This window comes from Phytobacter ursingii, from assembly GCF_001022135.1.
Taxonomy (GTDB): Bacteria; Pseudomonadota; Gammaproteobacteria; order Enterobacterales; family Enterobacteriaceae; genus Phytobacter; species Phytobacter ursingii.
The window spans coordinates 4362196-4379453 of record NZ_CP011602.1; the positions used below are offsets into that span (position 1 = coordinate 4362196).

14 protein-coding genes and 4 tRNA genes are annotated in these 17258 nt (G+C 54.2%); 6 read left to right on the forward strand and 12 right to left on the reverse strand.

The features are described 5' to 3' along the window. Window positions 1-126: 126 nt before the first annotated feature. The 6 genes from uvrD to lptM all read right to left on the reverse strand — a co-directional run bounded on the left by uvrD (window position 127) and on the right by lptM (window position 5860). Window positions 127-2289 carry a DNA helicase II gene (uvrD, locus tag AB182_RS24105; protein WP_039077035.1) on the reverse strand — a complete coding sequence of 721 codons (2163 nt, stop codon included), beginning with the start codon at window positions 2287-2289 and terminating at the stop codon, window positions 127-129. A gap of 187 nt (window positions 2290-2476) precedes the next feature. Further along, window positions 2477-3193, reverse strand: coding sequence for a 5-amino-6-(5-phospho-D-ribitylamino)uracil phosphatase YigB (yigB, locus tag AB182_RS24110; protein WP_047372293.1), 717 nt, complete (start codon window positions 3191-3193; stop codon window positions 2477-2479). Then, the gene (gene xerC / locus AB182_RS24115; RefSeq protein ID WP_047372294.1) at window positions 3193-4095 is read right to left on the reverse strand and encodes a tyrosine recombinase XerC; all 903 of its coding nucleotides are present in this window, start codon (window positions 4093-4095) and stop codon (window positions 3193-3195) included. The genes yigB and xerC overlap by 1 nt, the downstream gene beginning before the upstream one ends. Then, window positions 4092-4799: a DUF484 domain-containing protein gene (locus tag AB182_RS24120; RefSeq protein ID WP_047372295.1), complete on the reverse strand. Its 708-nt coding sequence runs from the start codon at window positions 4797-4799 to the stop codon at window positions 4092-4094. The genes xerC and AB182_RS24120 overlap by 4 nt, the downstream gene beginning before the upstream one ends. Next, the gene (gene dapF / locus AB182_RS24125) at window positions 4796-5620 is read right to left on the reverse strand and encodes a diaminopimelate epimerase (protein ID WP_039077031.1); all 825 of its coding nucleotides are present in this window, start codon (window positions 5618-5620) and stop codon (window positions 4796-4798) included. Before dapF ends, AB182_RS24120 begins: the two co-directional genes overlap by 4 nt. A gap of 36 nt (window positions 5621-5656) precedes the next feature. Then, the gene (gene lptM, locus AB182_RS24130) at window positions 5657-5860 is read right to left on the reverse strand and encodes an LPS translocon maturation chaperone LptM (protein WP_047372296.1); all 204 of its coding nucleotides are present in this window, start codon (window positions 5858-5860) and stop codon (window positions 5657-5659) included. A 137-nt stretch (window positions 5861-5997) separates the two neighbouring features. Between lptM and cyaY the strand changes: the two genes are divergently transcribed. Continuing rightward, window positions 5998-6321 carry an iron donor protein CyaY gene (gene cyaY / locus AB182_RS24135; protein ID WP_047372297.1) on the forward strand — a complete coding sequence of 108 codons (324 nt, stop codon included), beginning with the start codon at window positions 5998-6000 and terminating at the stop codon, window positions 6319-6321. Between the two features lie 80 nt (window positions 6322-6401). Here the strand turns inward: cyaY and cyaA are convergent, their stop codons facing one another. Further along, the gene (cyaA, locus tag AB182_RS24140; RefSeq protein WP_047372298.1) at window positions 6402-8945 is read right to left on the reverse strand and encodes a class I adenylate cyclase; all 2544 of its coding nucleotides are present in this window, start codon (window positions 8943-8945) and stop codon (window positions 6402-6404) included. A gap of 311 nt (window positions 8946-9256) precedes the next feature. On the opposite strand from cyaA, the gene hemC reads away from it, so the two are divergent. The 5 genes from hemC to AB182_RS24165 all read left to right on the forward strand — a co-directional run bounded on the left by hemC (window position 9257) and on the right by AB182_RS24165 (window position 14711). Then, on the forward strand, window positions 9257-10198 hold the full coding sequence (hemC, locus tag AB182_RS24145) for a hydroxymethylbilane synthase (protein WP_047372299.1): 942 nt from the start codon (window positions 9257-9259) through the stop codon (window positions 10196-10198). Further along, window positions 10195-10935: a uroporphyrinogen-III synthase gene (gene hemD / locus AB182_RS24150; protein WP_047372300.1), complete on the forward strand. Its 741-nt coding sequence runs from the start codon at window positions 10195-10197 to the stop codon at window positions 10933-10935. The genes hemC and hemD overlap by 4 nt, the downstream gene beginning before the upstream one ends. Before the next feature lie 21 nt (window positions 10936-10956). After that, entirely contained in the window at window positions 10957-12114 is a 1158-nt protein-coding gene (gene hemX / locus AB182_RS24155) for a uroporphyrinogen-III C-methyltransferase (RefSeq protein WP_047372301.1), read from the forward strand. 2 nt (window positions 12115-12116) lie between these two features. Beyond that, window positions 12117-13313: a protoheme IX biogenesis protein HemY gene (hemY, locus tag AB182_RS24160; protein ID WP_047372302.1), complete on the forward strand. Its 1197-nt coding sequence runs from the start codon at window positions 12117-12119 to the stop codon at window positions 13311-13313. Between the two features lie 186 nt (window positions 13314-13499). Further along, complete coding sequence (locus AB182_RS24165; protein WP_047372303.1) at window positions 13500-14711, forward strand: MFS transporter; 1212 nt, start codon at window positions 13500-13502, stop codon at window positions 14709-14711. Window positions 14712-15234: 523 nt separating this feature from the next. Here the strand turns inward: AB182_RS24165 and AB182_RS24170 are convergent. The 5 genes from AB182_RS24170 to thrP all read right to left on the reverse strand — a co-directional run bounded on the left by AB182_RS24170 (window position 15235) and on the right by thrP (window position 17171). Then, window positions 15235-15311: transfer RNA gene (locus tag AB182_RS24170), tRNA-Pro, on the reverse strand. Window positions 15312-15349: 38 nt separating this feature from the next. Next, window positions 15350-15435: transfer RNA gene (locus tag AB182_RS24175), tRNA-Leu, on the reverse strand. Window positions 15436-15463: 28 nt separating this feature from the next. Then, a tRNA-His gene (locus tag AB182_RS24180) sits at window positions 15464-15539 on the reverse strand. Between the two features lie 67 nt (window positions 15540-15606). Then, a tRNA-Arg gene (locus AB182_RS24185) sits at window positions 15607-15683 on the reverse strand. A 102-nt stretch (window positions 15684-15785) separates the two neighbouring features. Further along, window positions 15786-17171, reverse strand: coding sequence for a bifunctional threonine/serine APC transporter ThrP (thrP, locus tag AB182_RS24190; RefSeq protein WP_047372304.1), 1386 nt, complete (start codon window positions 17169-17171; stop codon window positions 15786-15788). Window positions 17172-17258 lie beyond the last annotated feature (87 nt).

The following is a 17258-nucleotide window of genomic DNA, read 5'->3' on the forward strand; positions in this document are numbered from 1 at the left end:
TCGTGCGCGCATGTTACGCCAGCAAAAATGAGGCGTCAACACGCAACGAAACGCTAAAGGGTAATATTTCCCCCTTAGCGTATAAGGCTAGCAGAATATTACAAAATAATGATATTTTTCTGAAAGTTACACTGTTTCAAGGCGTGCATAGGCAGCCACCAGCCATTTAATGCCCTGCCCCTGGAATGCGACCTGCAAACGGCTGTGTTCACCGCTGCCTTCCAGATTCACGATTGTCCCTTCGCCGAACTTCGGATGACGTACTCGCTGGCCCAGTTTATAACCCGTGTCGTTCTCTGAAATCGGCGCGCCAAGGCGTTGATGACTGACCGGACGACTAACGGTAGCGCGCAGACGTACCTCTTCCACACAGTTTTCCGGCAGCTCGCCGATAAAGCGAGACGGACGGTGATAGGCTTCTTTGCCATACAGACGGCGGGTTTCGGCATAAGTCAGCGTCAGCTTCTGCATCGCACGGGTCACGCCGACGTAGGCCAGGCGACGCTCCTCTTCCAGACGCCCCCCTTCATCCAGCGACATCTGGCTAGGGAACATCCCCTCTTCCATCCCGACAATAAACACCTGCGGGAACTCAAGCCCCTTGGCGGAATGCAATGTCATCAGTTGTACCGCGTCCTGCCAGGTATCCGCCTGCCCTTCGCCCGCTTCCAGCGCGGCATGGGAGAGGAATGCCTGCAATGGCATCAAATCTTCGTCTTCTTCGTTGTAGCTGAACTGGCGCGTCGCCGTCACCAGTTCCTCTAAGTTCTCAATACGCGTCTGGCCTTTCTCGCCTTTCTCCTGCTCGTACATCATCCACAGACCGGAATCTTTCACCACCCGGTCCGTTTGGACGTGTAGCGGCATGTCAGCCGTCTCCTGAGCCAACGCGTCAATGAGCTCCATAAAGCGCTGTAATGCACTTGCCGCGCGACCAGCCAGTACTTTCTCCTGCAACAATTCGCGTGTCGCCTGCCACAACGTTAACTGGCGATCGCGCGAAGTCTGGCGCACGACATCCAGTGTTCTGTCACCAATCCCACGCGTCGGCGTATTCACCACGCGTTCAAAGGCGGCGTCGTCATTGCGGTTTGCAATCAGGCGCAAATAAGAGAGCGCGTCTTTAATTTCCTGACGTTCAAAGAAGCGCATCCCGCCGTAAATACGATACGGCATGCTGGCCTGTAACAACGCCTCTTCCAGTACGCGTGACTGGGCATTACTGCGATAGAGAATGGCGCAGTGCTCCAGCGCACCGCCGCTCTCCTGCCAGGTTTTGATGCGGTTAACAACAAAACGCGCTTCGTCCAGTTCGTTAAAAGCACAGTAGAGCGAAATCGGCTCGCCATCGGCGCCGTCAGTCCACAGGTTTTTACCCAGACGACCGTTATTGTTTTCGATCAGGGCGTTCGCTGCGCTGAGGATATTGCTGGTTGAGCGGTAGTTCTGCTCCAGGCGAATTGTCTGCGCGCCGGGGAAATCGTTAAGGAAGCGCTGAATATTTTCCACCTGCGCCCCACGCCAGCCGTAAATCGACTGGTCATCGTCGCCAACAATCATCACTTTGCCGGTATCGCCTGCCAGCAGGCGGATCCAGGCATACTGGATGTTGTTGGTATCCTGGAATTCATCCACCAGGATATTGGTGAAACGCTCGCGGTAGTGCTGCAGGATATGCGGCTTATTGAGCCACAGCTCGTGCGCGCGCAACAGCAGTTCGGCGAAATCCACCAGCCCGGCGCGATCGCAGGCTTCCTGGTAAGCCTGGTAAACCTTCTGCCAGGTCTGCTCGACCGGGTTACCGTAGCTTTGAATATGATGTGGGCGAATGCCTTCGTCTTTCTGACCGTTGATATACCACATGGCCTGGCGCGGCGGCCACTGCTTCTCATCCAGGTTCATCGCTTTAATCAGACGCTTGAGCAAACGCAACTGGTCTTCGCTGTCGAGGATCTGGAAATCCTGCGGCAGGTTAGCATCCATATGGTGCGCACGCAGCAGGCGGTGCGCCAGCCCGTGGAAAGTACCAACCCACATACCGCCCTGGCTGGTTCCCATAAGCTGGCCAATACGGTGGCGCATTTCCGCCGCCGCTTTGTTGGTAAACGTCACCGCCATAATGGAATAGGGCGAGCAGTTTTCCACGGTCATCAGCCAGGCGATGCGGTGCACCAGCACACGCGTTTTACCACTGCCTGCCCCGGCCAGCACCAGCATGTTGCTACGCGACGCGGCAACCGCATCACGCTGTTTGTCATTAAGGCTGTCGAGCAGGTAAGAAACGTCCATTGGCACCGCCGGGTTAGTATGAAGCCGTTGCGCTATATCATTGGGTTTGCAGGAAGGCGGCAAGCACATGACTCCCCAGGAGCATAGATTAACTATGTAACCGGGATGAGTGAATTCAGCCAACGCACCTGTAGACCACAGGATGAAGCGCAACAACCCCTGGGAATTTATACAGAGCTTGTGGTGATTATATCAGCGTGGTGAGGGATGCCAACCGTGAAATCTCCAGATGCGGCAGCAAGCGGCTATCAGTCGCCGTCAGCAGGTCAGCCCCTTCCGGTTTGATCCAGCAGGCCTGCATACCACAGCGAATGGCACCGGCGACATCGGTCGTCAGATCATCCCCGACGTGCAGAATTTCCCCCAGCGGCATGTTCAGGCGTTGAGCCGCAAGGTGATACATATCGTTAAACGGCTTCGCACGCCCGTCAGGGCCAGCGCGCAGCACAAACTCAAAGTAATCGGCCAGTCCGAACAACGCCGGTTGCGCGTTGCCGTTAGTGATCGCCACCAGCGGCCATTTTTCAGCAAGCTTCGCCAGGGTTTCGTGAGTCTCTTGTGGCACATCAACACGACTACGCCATTTCGCAAAGTGCTGCATTGCCGCTTGCGCCCCTTCTGCCGCCTCATCCGCCGTTAACCCCGCCTCCAGCATGGCGCGTTCAACCGCACGACGGCGCCATTCGGTCACATCGTGGTAGATCTCCGGTTCTGTGAGAAGCAGCGACTGACGAATGCGTTTTAAATCCGTGTTTTCCAGCGCATTCAGAGAAGGGTGATATTGTTGTACAAACGAAAGGGATTCTTGTTCAGTTCGCAGAATAACCGGACGGTTATCGTAAAGCGTGTCGTCGAGATCGAAAGTGATGGCCGAGATAAGGCCCACAGGCCGGTAAAATCGCATTATTTCCCCCGTTTGGCGCGTGGATGCGCTGCGTCATACACCGAGGCAAGGTGTTGAAAATCAAGATGGGTATAAATTTGTGTGGTGGCAAGGTTAGCATGCCCCAGGAGTTCCTGCACGCCGCGCAGATCGCCGCTCGACTCCAGCATATGGGTAGCAAAAGAGTGACGCAGTTTATGCGGGTGCACGTGGCTGTTCAGCCCTTGTTTGATTCCCCACTCGGCAAAACGTTTTTGTACATTGCGCGCGGAAATACGTTTCCCCAATTTCGAGAGAAACAGCGCCTCTTCTTCGGCGCCAAATAACCCGCGCAGATCCAGCCAGTGCTCAATCCAGATAACCGCATTACGCCCAACAGGTAAACGGCGCTCCTTGCTGCCTTTACCCATCACCCAGACTTCACCGCTTTCCAAATCCAGGTGTTTGATATCCAGACCCACCAGTTCGGATAAACGCAACCCGGCACCGTACATCACCTCCAGCATCGCCCTGTCGCGTACGGCCAGCGGATCGTTAAGATCGATATCCAGCAGACGATTGACGTCGTCCACGTCGATATTTTTTGGCAGGTGACGCGGCGTTTTCGGGGCGGAAACGCCCTTCGCGGGATTGGCCGGAAGCTCGCCCTGGCTCACCAGCCAGTCAAAGAAGCTGCGTAAAGCCGAAAGGCGTAGCGCCAGGCTGGCAGCCCCCAACCCTTTGCGACGACTACGTACGGCGAAAGCCCGTACTGCGGCGGCGTCACATTGTTGCCAGCGCTGCAGGCCGATTTCCCCGGCAAGCGCAATGATGGCATCAAGCTGACGCTGATAATTGAGGAGCGTGATGGGGCTTAACTGACGTTCCACGCCCAGATAGCGCAGGAAACGCGTGACAGCCTGGTGCAGGGGTGAATCGGTCATACGCGCTCGATCCAGCGCTCCAGCAGGTCCGGTAACATCATGGCGATCTCTTCCAGCAGTTGCGTGCCCTGTCCATGCTGGTAGTGATGCGGGTCGCGACTACTGAACAGGACCACGCCCAGATCGGCGTCTGGCCCCATCATTGTTACCGCCACAGAACCGATCGCTTTCGCTTCTGGCAAGAGTAAAAGCAACTCCGGTCCGTTCAGGGAACCGAGATAGTGCTGTTGTTGACCCAGACGCTGAATACGCAGTGGCTCAAAGGCCTGACGAGAGAGTGCAAGGTGGGTAAAACCGGACGGTGCGCCAAGACGCCAGCGGTCCGGGAACAGGCGGACGGTCGCACCTGCCAGCCCCAAATCTCTGGCCCACCGCTGGAAGCGATTCAACATTTCCTCAAGGCTTTTGGCCGAAGCCAGTTTGCCCTGCAGACGCAGCAGACGATAGAACAGGCCTTCATTGGCGCTGGCCTGCTCCATCAGCAACGTCATGTTCTCTTCCAGCACGTTGATATGGTTACGTGCCCGCACCATGTGCCACTCGACTAACGAAATCGAACCGCGTACGGGATGAGGGACACGAATAGCTTCAACAGCGTGTGCATTACGGATAAAAAACTCAGGGTTACGCAACAGATAATCGACGACAGCGTGGTCATCCAGTTCTGTAAACGTTTCCTGCAGTTCTTCCCCTGGTTGCTTCATAGATGAATAAATCCGTCGTAGACATGTGCCGCCGGGCCAGTCATAAACAACGGTTGGCCCGGTCCTTTCCATGCGATATCCAGCCGACCGCCTGGGAGTTCCACACGTACTTCTTCTGCCAGCAAACCTTGCTGGATGCCGACCGCTACCGCCGCGCAAGCGCCACTTCCGCAGGCCTGCGTTTCGCCCGCGCCGCGTTCATACACGCGCAGTCGGATGTGATCGCGTTTGACCACTTGCATGAAACCAATGTTGGCGCGCTCAGGAAAGCGTTCGTGGCTTTCCATTACCGGCCCCAGTGTTTCGACCGGAGCGGTATCGACATCATCGACCTGGATAACGCAGTGCGGATTGCCCATTGAGACAACGCCGCACAATATTGTTTGTTCCGCCGCCCGCATAATATAGGTCTTTTCCGCTTTGTTCGCCCGGAACGGGACCTGTGATGGCTCGAAATTGGGCTCACCCATATTCACACGCACCAGCTCATCATCCGTCACGGTTAATACCATGCGGCCATTTGCGGTACTGACGCGAATATCACGTTTATTGGTCAACCCTTTCAAGCGCACAAAACGGGCAAAACAGCGGGCGCCGTTTCCGCACTGAGAGACTTCGCTGCCGTCAGCATTAAAGATACGATAGTGGAAATCGAGTTCGGGATCGTAGGGCGGCTCGACCACCAGCAGTTGATCGAATCCCACCCCGAGATGCCTGTCAGCCATCCGACGGATCAGATCAGGGGAAAAAAAGACATTCTGCGTTACCGCGTCGACGACCATAAAATCGTTGCCAAGGCCATGCATTTTAGAGAACTGCATCATCTACTCCATATACGCGGATACAACACGGGAACGTTAGTAATTCACCTGCGTTGGGCCATCATTATCGCCACGATCGTTACGATCCGGGGTCGTTGTCTGAATGGTACTTTCGGTTTTTTTCGTAGGCGGCGGCGCATTTTTGTCAGCCGGCGGGAAATAGAGCGGCCCTTTCAGACCACAGCCCGTCAGGCTAAATAAGGTTAATAATACAGCCAGGGTTCGACACACGTCTTTCATTGTAGGTTGCCTGTTGGTTCATTCTTTCTGCTTTCTATCATCGCAGGAGAAGACACAAAAGCAAGAGTTTGCACTCTCCCTGCAGCGGGAAATGTTTCGCGTTATACTGCCGCCATCACGTAAAACGGGAAACGACAATGAACGACAGTGAATTTCATCGCCTTGCTGACACCCTGTGGATGACCATTGAAGAGCGTCTGGACGACTGGGATGGCGACAGCGATATCGACTGCGAAATCAACGGTGGCATATTGACCATCACCTTTGAAAACGGCAGTAAAATCATCATCAACCGCCAGGAGCCCCTGCATCAGGTGTGGCTGGCAGCCAAACAAGGCGGTTACCACTTCGATCTGAAAGGTGACGAGTGGGTTTGCGACCGTTCAGGCGAAACCTTCTGGGATCTGCTGGAACAGGCGGCATCGCAACAGGCGGGCGAAAAGGTGAGCTTTCGCGGCTAACACGTAGCAGGAATAAGACATTAAACCGCATCCGGGCGTCCCGGATGCGCTGCGCTTACCCGGGCTACCCGCAAAAAACGTCAGGAGAAGTACTGCTGCAACAGCGGCGCGTCGTTATCCTGATTAGCAGGTGCAACGGGCGTGATAGCCTGATTGCGGAACGGAATCACCTGCGCCCGGCCATCAACGTTCACGATTTGATAGAACTGCGGCAAGTTGAAGTTGATAAAGCTTGAGCCATAAGTAAATCGGTCATGCGACGATGAATAGAAGCGGCTAACGTCACGCACCAGCTCCTCTTTGCTACCCTCGCAGTGGTGATACACTTCCGCACGGTTGCTTTCATCCAGAATATAAATATTAAAACCGTCATCGCCGGTCTCTTCGAAGAAGAACTGGATAATCCCTTCGCTGGCAAACCCATCCACCACCTGCGGCAGTTTGACATGGTTCGTTTCGACCTGAACCGACAACCCGTGCAGTTTGTTATGTGAAATCGCGCCATAAAACTCAATCGCGTTTTCCAGTTTTTGCACTGACACATTCAGACGCTCGAAGAAGAGACCCCAGGTCTGTCCGGCTACACGTAACGCTTTGAAACGTCCGGTTTCCTGACGGGTACTGGAGAGGCGCAGCTCAATGCATTCAGAAACCAGTTGCTGAACACGCGTACGGATCAAACCGCGCAGGTGCTGGCTATAACAGAACACTTCAACGCTATCCGGTGGCGCGGCATCCTGATGCATTTTTCCTAAAATGGTTTTCAATGCTTCAATCATCGCCTGCTCACCGTTGAAATGCAGTGTACGCACTTCATTCCAGGAGTTGCGATAAAGCAGGTCGACGCTGCCAACCAGGCAGTTTTGCTGCTCGCCAAAGCTGAAAACATCAAGCTTACGGAAATCGAAATGCACGACCTGGTTACGGAATGCCGCAGTTGGGTCATATTCCAGGTTGACAATAATGGCCAGATGACGGATTTCGCAGGGGCTATATAGCGCTTTTGGCGTTGGCGCAGGCAGACGCAGCGGGAAGTGATGGGACACGTTTGCCACCATCTCCTGCAGTTTTGCCAAATCGACAATCCCATTACCTTTAATAAACAGTCGTGTACGTGAGGTCAGCAAACCATTGAACCACGCCCACGCCACCAATTTGTTCAGGTAACGGTTATATTCCAGCGGCTGATGGCTAACGATAGAATCCATGTTTGGGGCGCGGTTGTACAGGTACCAACCCGTACGATTAGCACGGCCCGGCGGCACATAGATAAAGGTTAAATTGGGTTCGGAGAGATCCGGAGAAATCTGCGGATTCACCAGGGTGACTTTACCCGGCAATGCTTCAAAAGCGGCGTATAACTTACGGGTCAGCACTCCGATGTCCTGCGGACTGGCGGATACGCTCAGGTTGTTGCGGCGCGCAAAGCGAATCAGATTACGATAGCTCTGCATCATGGCATCAAGCAACTCGTTATGTGCTTCACGCACCTGGTCGATTTTCCAGTTTGCCCGGTTATCCAGCATGGTGAGACGCGCCTCGTCCCAACCCCACTCTTTCACTAGCTGACTGACGACTTCACGCCGCCAGCCCACACAAGCACGCTCACGGCTCAGTTTCTCACATACTTTTAAATAGAAACATCGACGCACAAGATCGAGACGGGTGAAATCTTCAATAGCGGTCAAATAATGCGTGACGCGCTCCAGCATCATGCAGTAGTGATCAAGACCGAACGAAACGATTTCGCCATCGTGCAGACGCTGTTTAATGTCTTTCGCCAACAGGCGGGTGTTCGGATACTCCCAGGAATACGCTTCCAGCAGCAGGGTTTTCAGCACTGCTTTATAAGGGGAGTCGATACTTTTATAAAGTTGCCACAGGCTGGCACCGAAGTACTCTTCGGCAGACAGGGAGCTGAGGCCACCGAGGTCCAGCCATTCATTTGGCGTCAATACCCCCTGTGCATAGAGCGTCATGACGTAATCGTCATAGTGCTCTTCTTCATCGCCCGGCACCATATTCCACAGAATACGCTTACCGGCCAGACGCACGGCGGTACGATAGAATTCATCAAGTAATAAAATATGCTGCGTCGAGCCGCAGTCTTCACCACCCAGACTGCCGCTTTCATTATGGCGGAAACGGTTTTCATCAATTAAGAAGAAGCTGACTTCCACACCCAACGATGCGGCCCAGCTCTCAAGCAGGCTGCATTTACGTTGCAACAGCTGGCGTTCTTCGTTATCGAGCCACGACTGGTGGCAAACCCAGATATCCAGGTCAGAAGAACAGCTTTGTCCTACCGATGAAGTACTGCCCATGGAGTAGACGCCGGTTATCGGCAACTCGCCTTTTGGCGATTCCTGCGGGGGCATTCCACGATAGAGCTCAAGCTCGTTGAGGTAGTGGCGTTGGGTTTCATCAGGCGTGTAAAGACAGATGCCTTTTGGAACGTTACCTTCGAGGTAGCCCGGCATCAACGGATGATGATAGTGCAAAAGCGTGGGCAGCAGGCTGTAAACCTGCTGGAAAGCAGGGCCCATGGCCGCTAGCGCGCGATCCACACGCAATTGGTTGATGGCATCCAGCCTCTGTTTCAGAGTCTCAATATAGAGGTACAAGACGTATCGCCTGATGTTTACAGAAAGTCCAAAATCGCCGTCACCTTTTTTCGCCCTTGTCTTTATGGTGGTACAGACGAAAAAATGGTCTAAAACGTGATCAATTTAACACCTTGCTGATTGACCGTAAAGAAAGATGCGCTACATACCAGTTTAGCACCATTTACAATCTGTAAATTCCCAATTACGGCTGAGGGTGTGTCTCGTATTGACGGGACCGTGCTCGCCTTACCTATGCAATCACCACGAACACTGACACCCTAAGACAAGAATGTTAGGATGGTCGATGGATGATAATGACGGTAACAAGCATGTTAGACAATGTTCTGAGAATTGCCACACGGCAAAGTCCCCTTGCACTTTGGCAGGCACAATATGTTAAGCAGCGTCTTGAGGCACTCCACCCAGGCCTGACGGTCGAACTGGTGCCTATGGTCACGCGTGGCGATGTCATTCTGGATACCCCCCTGGCGAAGGTTGGCGGTAAGGGCCTGTTTGTGAAGGAACTTGAGCTGGCATTGCTTGAAAACCGCGCCGATATCGCCGTGCACTCAATGAAAGATGTCCCCGTTGAGTTCCCGGAAGGGCTGGGGCTGGTGACGATTTGTGAGCGTGAAGATCCGCGCGATGCCTTCGTCTCTAATCACTACAGCGATATTGACGCGTTGCCTGCGGGCAGCATAGTTGGCACATCAAGTTTACGCCGACAATGCCAGTTGGCAGCACGCCGTCCGGATCTGGTGATCCGCTCTTTGCGTGGCAACGTCGGTACCCGTCTGTCAAAACTCGATAGCGGCGATTATGACGCCATCATCCTGGCGGTGGCCGGTCTGAAACGTCTGGGGCTCGAATCGCGTATTCGCGTCGCGCTGCCGGCAGAACTGTCTCTTCCGGCAGTCGGCCAGGGCGCCGTTGGCATTGAGTGCCGTCTTGCAGACGAACGCACCCGTATGCTACTTGCTCCGCTTAACCATCACGACACCACCGTGCGGGTTGCCGCAGAGCGTGCCATGAATACGCGCCTCGAAGGTGGCTGCCAGGTGCCGATTGGCAGCTATGCTGAATTATATGACGGAGAACTGTGGCTACGCGCGCTGGTAGGCGCGCCGGACGGTTCAAAAATGGTGCGCGGCGAACGTCGCGGCCACCCGGACGATGCCATCCAGCTAGGTATCTCGCTTGCAGAGGAACTGCTGGATAACGGCGCACGAGAAATTCTGGCAGACGTCTACAACGGAGATGCACCCGCATGAATATCCTTGTCACCCGCCCATCCCCGGCAGGGGAAATGTTAGTGAGCCGACTGCGCGCACTGGGACAGGTGGCATGGAGCTTTCCGTTGATTGAATTCACCCCGGGCAGGGAACTGAACGTGCTGCCCGAACGTCTGTCAGTACTGGGCAAAGACGATATGGTTTTTGCTTTATCTCAGCATGCCGTGACTTTTGCCCATGCCCATTTACAACAAACTCACACTCACTGGCCTTTACAGCCTGCCTACTTTGCTATTGGTCGCACAACCGCGCTGGCGTTACATACTGCAAGCGGTATTGAGGTACGCTATCCGCTCGACCAGGAAATCAGTGAAGTCTTACTACAATTGCCTGAATTACAAAACATTCAGGGCAAACGTGCGCTAATCTTACGGGGAAACGGTGGGCGCGAGTTATTAGGTGAAACGCTGGTGGCTCGTGGTGCTCAGGTTGAGTTTTGCGAATGTTATCAACGTGCTGGAAAAGTTTACGACGGGGCGCAAGAGGCTATGCGCTGGCATACGCGCGGTGTGGATACGCTAGTGGTCACCAGCGGTGAGATGCTGCGACAGCTTTTTACGCTTATTCCACGCTGGTATCGCGAAAATTGGTTACTACGCTGTCGGCTGTTGGTCGTCAGCGAGCGTCTGGCGCACCTCGCCCGGGAACTGGGCTGGCACGATATTCAGGTCGCTGAAAACGCAGACAACGATGCGCTGCTTCGCGCATTACAATAACACTCATAATGGGAAGCCATAATGACGGAACAACAACACTCCTCTGCCGTGGTTGAAGAAACCAAACAGGCTGATGGCTACACGCCGCCGCCGAAAAACGCCGAGAAGAACAACCGCGCAGGCAAGACAAGTCTTGCACTTAGCGTGATTGCTATTGCGATTGCGCTGGCAGCAGGCGTCGGTCTTTATGGCTGGGTAAAACAGCAAACAACTGTACTGCGCACAACAAATGATGAGCTGGCGAACCAGGTCATCGCGATGCAACAAGCGCAGGACAAACAAAAAGCCGCGCTGGAAGGCGTCATTAAACAGCAAGCCACGCAACTTGATGAGGCCAAACGCCAGCAAGATGCGCTCGCCAGGCAGTTAAATGAGGTACAGCAAAAAGTCGCCACGATTTCCGGCACCGATGCGAAAACCTGGCTGCTGGCGCAGGCTGATTTTCTGGTTAAACTGGCCGGGCGTAAGCTGTGGAGCGACCAGGACGTCACCACCGCCGCCGCGCTGCTGAAAAGCGCAGATGCCAGCCTGGCGGACATGAACGATCCCAGCCTTATCACCGCGCGTCGCGCTATTACAGATGATGTCGCCAGCCTCTCTGCGATTTCCCAGGTGGACTATGATGGCATCATCCTGAAAGTGAACCAACTCTCGAACCAGATTGATAACCTGCGTCTGGCGGATAACAACGACGACGACTCCCCCATGGATTCAGATAGCAGCGAGCTGTCGAGTTCCCTTAGCGAATGGCGCGTGAATCTGCAAAAAAGCTGGCAGAATTTTATGGACAGCTTCATCACGATTCGCCGTCGCGATGAAACCGCGGTGCCGCTGTTAGCCCCGAATCAGGACATCTATCTGCGTGAAAATATCCGCTCCAGACTGTTAGTTGCGGCGCAGGCCGTCCCTCGCCATCAGGAAGAAACCTACAAGCAGGCGCTGGATAACGTCTCCACCTGGATTCGCGCCTACTACGATACGGATGACTCCGCCACCAAAGCGTTTCTTGAGGAAATTGACAAGCTTGAGCAGCAGTCCATCGCCATGGCAGTACCTGAGTCGCTGAAAAGCCAGCCGATTCTGGAGAAACTGATGCAGACCCGTGTGCGTAATCTTCTGGCGCAGCCAGGCGTTGCCCCGGATCCAAATGCGCCCGCTCAAGCGCCTCAGGGAGAATAATCATGCTGAAAGTATTATTACTCTTTGCGCTGTTAATCGCTGGCATCGTGTTAGGTCCGATGATTGCGGGTCATCAGGGCTATGTGCTTATCCAGACTGACAATTACAACATTGAAACCAGTGTCACTGGCCTGGTCATCATTCTGGTACTGGCGCTGGTGGTGCTTTTTGCCCTCGAATGGCTGTTACGCCGTATTTTCCGCACCGGCGCGCATACACGTGGCTGGTTCGTTGGTCGTAAACGTCGCCGTGCACGTAAGCAGACAGAACTGGCGCTCATCAAGCTGGCAGAAGGCGATTATCAGCAGGTTGAGAAGCTGATGGCGAAAAATGCCGATCATGCGCAACAACCCATGGTGAACTACTTACTGGCGGCCGAAGCGGCACAACAGCGTGGCGATGAAGTGCGTGCGAATCAGCACCTTGAGCGTGCCGCAGAGCTGTCGGAAAACGATCCGATTCCGGTCGAAATTACCCGCGTCCGTCTGCAACTGGCACGCAATGAAAATCATGCCGCGCGCCATGGCGTTGACCGACTGCTGGAAATTACCCCGCGCCATCCGGAAGTATTGCGTCTGGCGGAACAGGCTTACATCCGCACCGGCGCATGGAGTTCACTGCTGGATATCATTCCGTCGATGGCAAAAGCGAACGTTGGCGATGAGGCGCATCGCGAAGCACTCCAGCAACAAGCCTGGATCGGACAAATGGATCAGGCGCGTGCGGATTTGGGAAGCGAGGGGCTACGAAGCTGGTGGAAAAACCAGAGTCGTAAAACCCGTCATCAGATCCCCTTGCAGGTGGCAATCGCCGAACACCTTATTGAATGTGACGATCATGATACTGCCCAGGCAATCCTTCTGGATGGGCTGAAACGACAGTATGACGACCGACTGGTTCTGGTGATCCCGCGCCTGAAAACGAACAATCCTGAGCAGGTAGAAAAAGTTTTGCGCCAGCAAATCAAAACCCAGGGCGACCGCCCGATGCTCTGGAGTACGCTGGGACAATCGCTGATGAAACACGGCGAGTGGAAAGAAGCCTGCCTGGCGTTTCGTGCCGCGCTGAAACAACGCCCGGATGCCTTTGATTACGCCTGGCTTGCGGACTGCCTTGATCGACTGCAGCAGCCGGAAGAAGCAGCAGAGATGCGTCGAGATGGTTTGCTGCTCACGTTGCAGAACAACCCACCATCCTGACCGACTATCGGGGTCGCAAGACCCCGATTTTTTTGCCTGGCTGACATTTCTCACTATCCTGTGCTAGAGTTTTCCCGTCTCTGTTAACGGAACGCCTCTGCCAATGTAACGATCTTCCCGAGTTAACCCTTTTCTGACGATGCAGCGTTTGCTGCAGGAAATAACTCGCTTTAGGAAATCGTTATCATGAACACCCTTTTATTCGTGCTCATCCGCGCGCTGCGCACGCACAGCTGGCTACGGCTGCTCCTCTGCGCATTTGTCTTATCTTCACTGGGTAATGGCCTGACTCAGGTGCTGGTCTTCGGTCAGTTATTACGCTGGCACGCTTTACCGTCAACCCTCACTCTCGCTTATCTGCTGGCAACATTACCGGGCTTTGTTGGTAGCCTGGCGGGAGAAAAGCTCTGTCGACGCTTATCGCCCGTGTCTCTTTTAATCTTTGCAGAGCTGTTGGGTATGATCGCCCTCGTCCTTCCCCTGACTGGGCTCATATACCACAACATCCCCGCGTTGCTGATGGTTCAGTCGACAGAGGCGTTTCTTGGCGGGATGTCCTGGCCTGCACTGGCGTTGGTGTTCAAGCGTGGGCTTACACATGATGAGCTGCCCGCGGCCACAGGAATGGAGAGCGTTATTTTTGCCTCTCAGGTATTGCTGGGAACAGGTGCCGGCGTGCTGTTGTTCGACCATGTTGCCCCGCTAATGCTGCTGAGCATTGATGCACTGAGTTTTCTGGCATCGGCGATGCTACTCATGCTGACACGGACACATTATTGTGCCCATGACATCGGCAATAGTGATAACGGCCAACCGACACTCACTGTCGTATGGTCTTCACTGACAACCGCACAAAAGCGCAGCCTGTTGATCCTGCCTGCCCTTGCCGCGGTTGGCTCGCCAGCCATGGCGTTATTACCCGCGCTGGCGCAGCAGATACGCCCGGACGACGCTAGCGGGCTGGCATTGCCGCTACTGTTCGCCCGTAGTCTGGGGCAGCTTTGTGGCCCGCTGCTGCTGAATGGTGACAAGTTGCCGCACTATGCCCGGCGCAATTATCTGTTGCTGCTGTGCCTGGCTATTTTTCTGGGGGCGTACGGTCTTCTGCCGTTGCTTTCAGGTGAGAAGATTGCGGCGCTGGGGCTTATTTTTATCGCCCATCTGGCTTCGAATGTCGTGTTTGCTGTCGGTACGTTTAGTCTGCTTGCCGGGTTTAGCGGCGATGAGATCCCGGCAGCCAGCGCAAAAGCGTGGCGCTGGCAAACGTTAACCGCCACCCTGATGACGACCATTGCTGCCTTTCTTGCCAGCCAATGGGGCGCAGCGCAGGCGCTCTATAGCGTATCGCTAAGCGCATTGCTTCTGATGAGTGTTGTAATGGTGCGCTACCGACAATAAAGCATAAAAAAACGCCTGCTCGAAAGCAGGCGTTAAAACAGGTCTGTTTGACAACATAAATGGGTGCTTCACTCAACGTAATGTCCATGGTGTTTGATGAGGCCGAAGCGACATCTGTCTGTGGACGATAAGCACCGTAAACGGCTCTGCATCATTCCGGAGTTTATGAGGCCAGAAGGCGAACATAAGAGGTGGAATGAGCATCTACGCATATATTATTGCACATAGTGTGCCAGGTTCGCATTAGCAAAACAGCACGCTTAAGTTCTTTTCAGATAACAGGAAATCCGGGCTCTGCGTCGGCAACCGCCTCTCTTTAGCCGGGTGACAGACACGTTATTGTCTCCATCAGGAGACAACTACAATGCCATATAGTCTGGTTCTTATAAAACAAAGGATTACGTGTCACCCATCGGCGACAAAAGAGCACTGGAATGTCGCTGATACGCAACACCGTAAAAGGAGAGGTTTTCCGGAATGGAAAAAACAAAAAACCCCGCTTTATTCAAGCGGGGTTCAAAAGTGGTCGGCGAGAGAGGATTCGAACCTCCGACCCACTGGTCCCAAACCAGTTGCGCTACCAAGCTGCGCTACTCGCCGATGTACTGCTTTTTGAATTTTTTGTTCAATACAAGTTGTGGTGCGAGGGGGGGGACTCGAACCCCCACATCCTAAGGACACTAACACCTGAAGCTAGCGCGTCTACCAATTCCGCCACCTTCGCATTCCACGAAACTTTTACTGCTAAATAATGGGGTGGCTAATGGGACTCGAACCCACGACAACTGGAATCACAATCCAGGGCTCTACCAACTGAGCTATAGCCACCACTACAAATTTTTTCACGCGGCCCTGCAAACTTCACAGGCCACCGCAGCTCAAGCGCCGAATTTAATGGCGCGCCCGACAGGATTCGAACCTGAGACCTCTGCCTCCGGAGGGCAGCGCTCTATCCAGCTGAGCTACGGGCGCTTAGCGCCGTTGCGGGGGTGGATAATACGGACTTCCCCCCCCTCTGTCTAGTGCCTTTTTAAATAAAATGCGCGTTTGGTTATGCTTTGCGCATTTTGCTGATTATTCCCCCACTCGCTGCGTAACAGCGTAGCGGTTTAACCCCAGCACTTTATAAATAACGCTCACCGCTGCCATGAAGATGATGCCGACAAACAGCGACATACGCGTATCTTCATTGAAGGCCATACCAATCAGTACGCACACCAGAAATGCCATGGTCGCGTAGTTCGCCCACGGGAACATCACTGAGCGGAACGGATGGCTGGCAATCGCCTGACGATGCGCATGGCGGAATCGCAGTTGGCTAATCAGAATCACAAACCACGGTACCATGCCGGGTAATACGCTGGCGCTGTAGACATAGACAAACACGCGCTGCGGGTTAGGAATGATGTAGTTCAGGCAGGAACCAATCAGCAGGATAATGATAGAAATGGCCACGCCAGCAACGGGAACCCCGTTTTTCGACACTTTCGCCACGCCCGCCGGTAACTGGCGGTTTTTCGCCAGTGCGTAGAGCATACGTCCACAGCTGTACATACCGCTGTTACAGCCAGACAACGCAGCCGTCAGGACAACAAAGTTGATGATACCTGCCGCTGCGGTAATGCCGATTTTGGCGAAAGTCAGAACAAACGGGCTACCGTTAGTGCCGATCTCATTCCACGGGAAGATAGTCACGATAACGAAAATCGCGCCCACATAAAAAATCAGGATACGCCACAGCACCTTGCTTACCGCGCTGCGCAGAGTTACCTGCGGGTTTTTCGCTTCACCGGCGGTGATCCCAATAAGTTCTACGCCCTGGTATGACGCCACGACGATACACAGCGCCGTCAGGAAACCCTTCCAGCCGCCGGCAAAGAAGCCGCCATGTTCGGTCAGGTTGCTAAAGCCAATTGCGTGGCCGCCATTACCAAAACCAAAGAAGATGACGCCCAGTCCGACGATAATCATCACGATAATGGTGGTGACTTTGATCATTGCGAACCAGAATTCAATTTCACCGTACAGGCGCACCGCCGCCAGGTTGGCGACTGCGACCAGCCCAACGGCAATCAGCGCGGGTATCCACTGCGCTAGGTCCGGGAACCAAAATTGGACATAAACGCCAATGGCCGTGATTTCGGAGATACCCACCGCCATCCACATAAACCAGTAGGACCAGGCGGTAAGATAGCCAAAGAAGGGGCTCATATAACGGTGCGCGTAAACAGCGAAGGAACCGGTAACCGGCTCCAGGAAGAGCATCTCGCCCATTGAGCGCATGATAAAGAAGACGAAAAGACCGGCGATAATGTACGCCAGTAGCACGGAAGGGCCAGCCCATTTCAATGTGCTTGCGGCCCCCATAAAGAGCCCCACGCCTATCGTGCCGCCCAGGGCGATCAATTCAATGTGACGAGACTCCAGGCCGCGCTGGAGCTCGGGTTTGTGTTCAGCCATATAACCTCTGTCGTGTTTGCAACTTTCCCGCTGTGCGGGTTGTTTTTATGAGAATAACGTGCGTCAAAGCTCACCCAGAGGCGATAA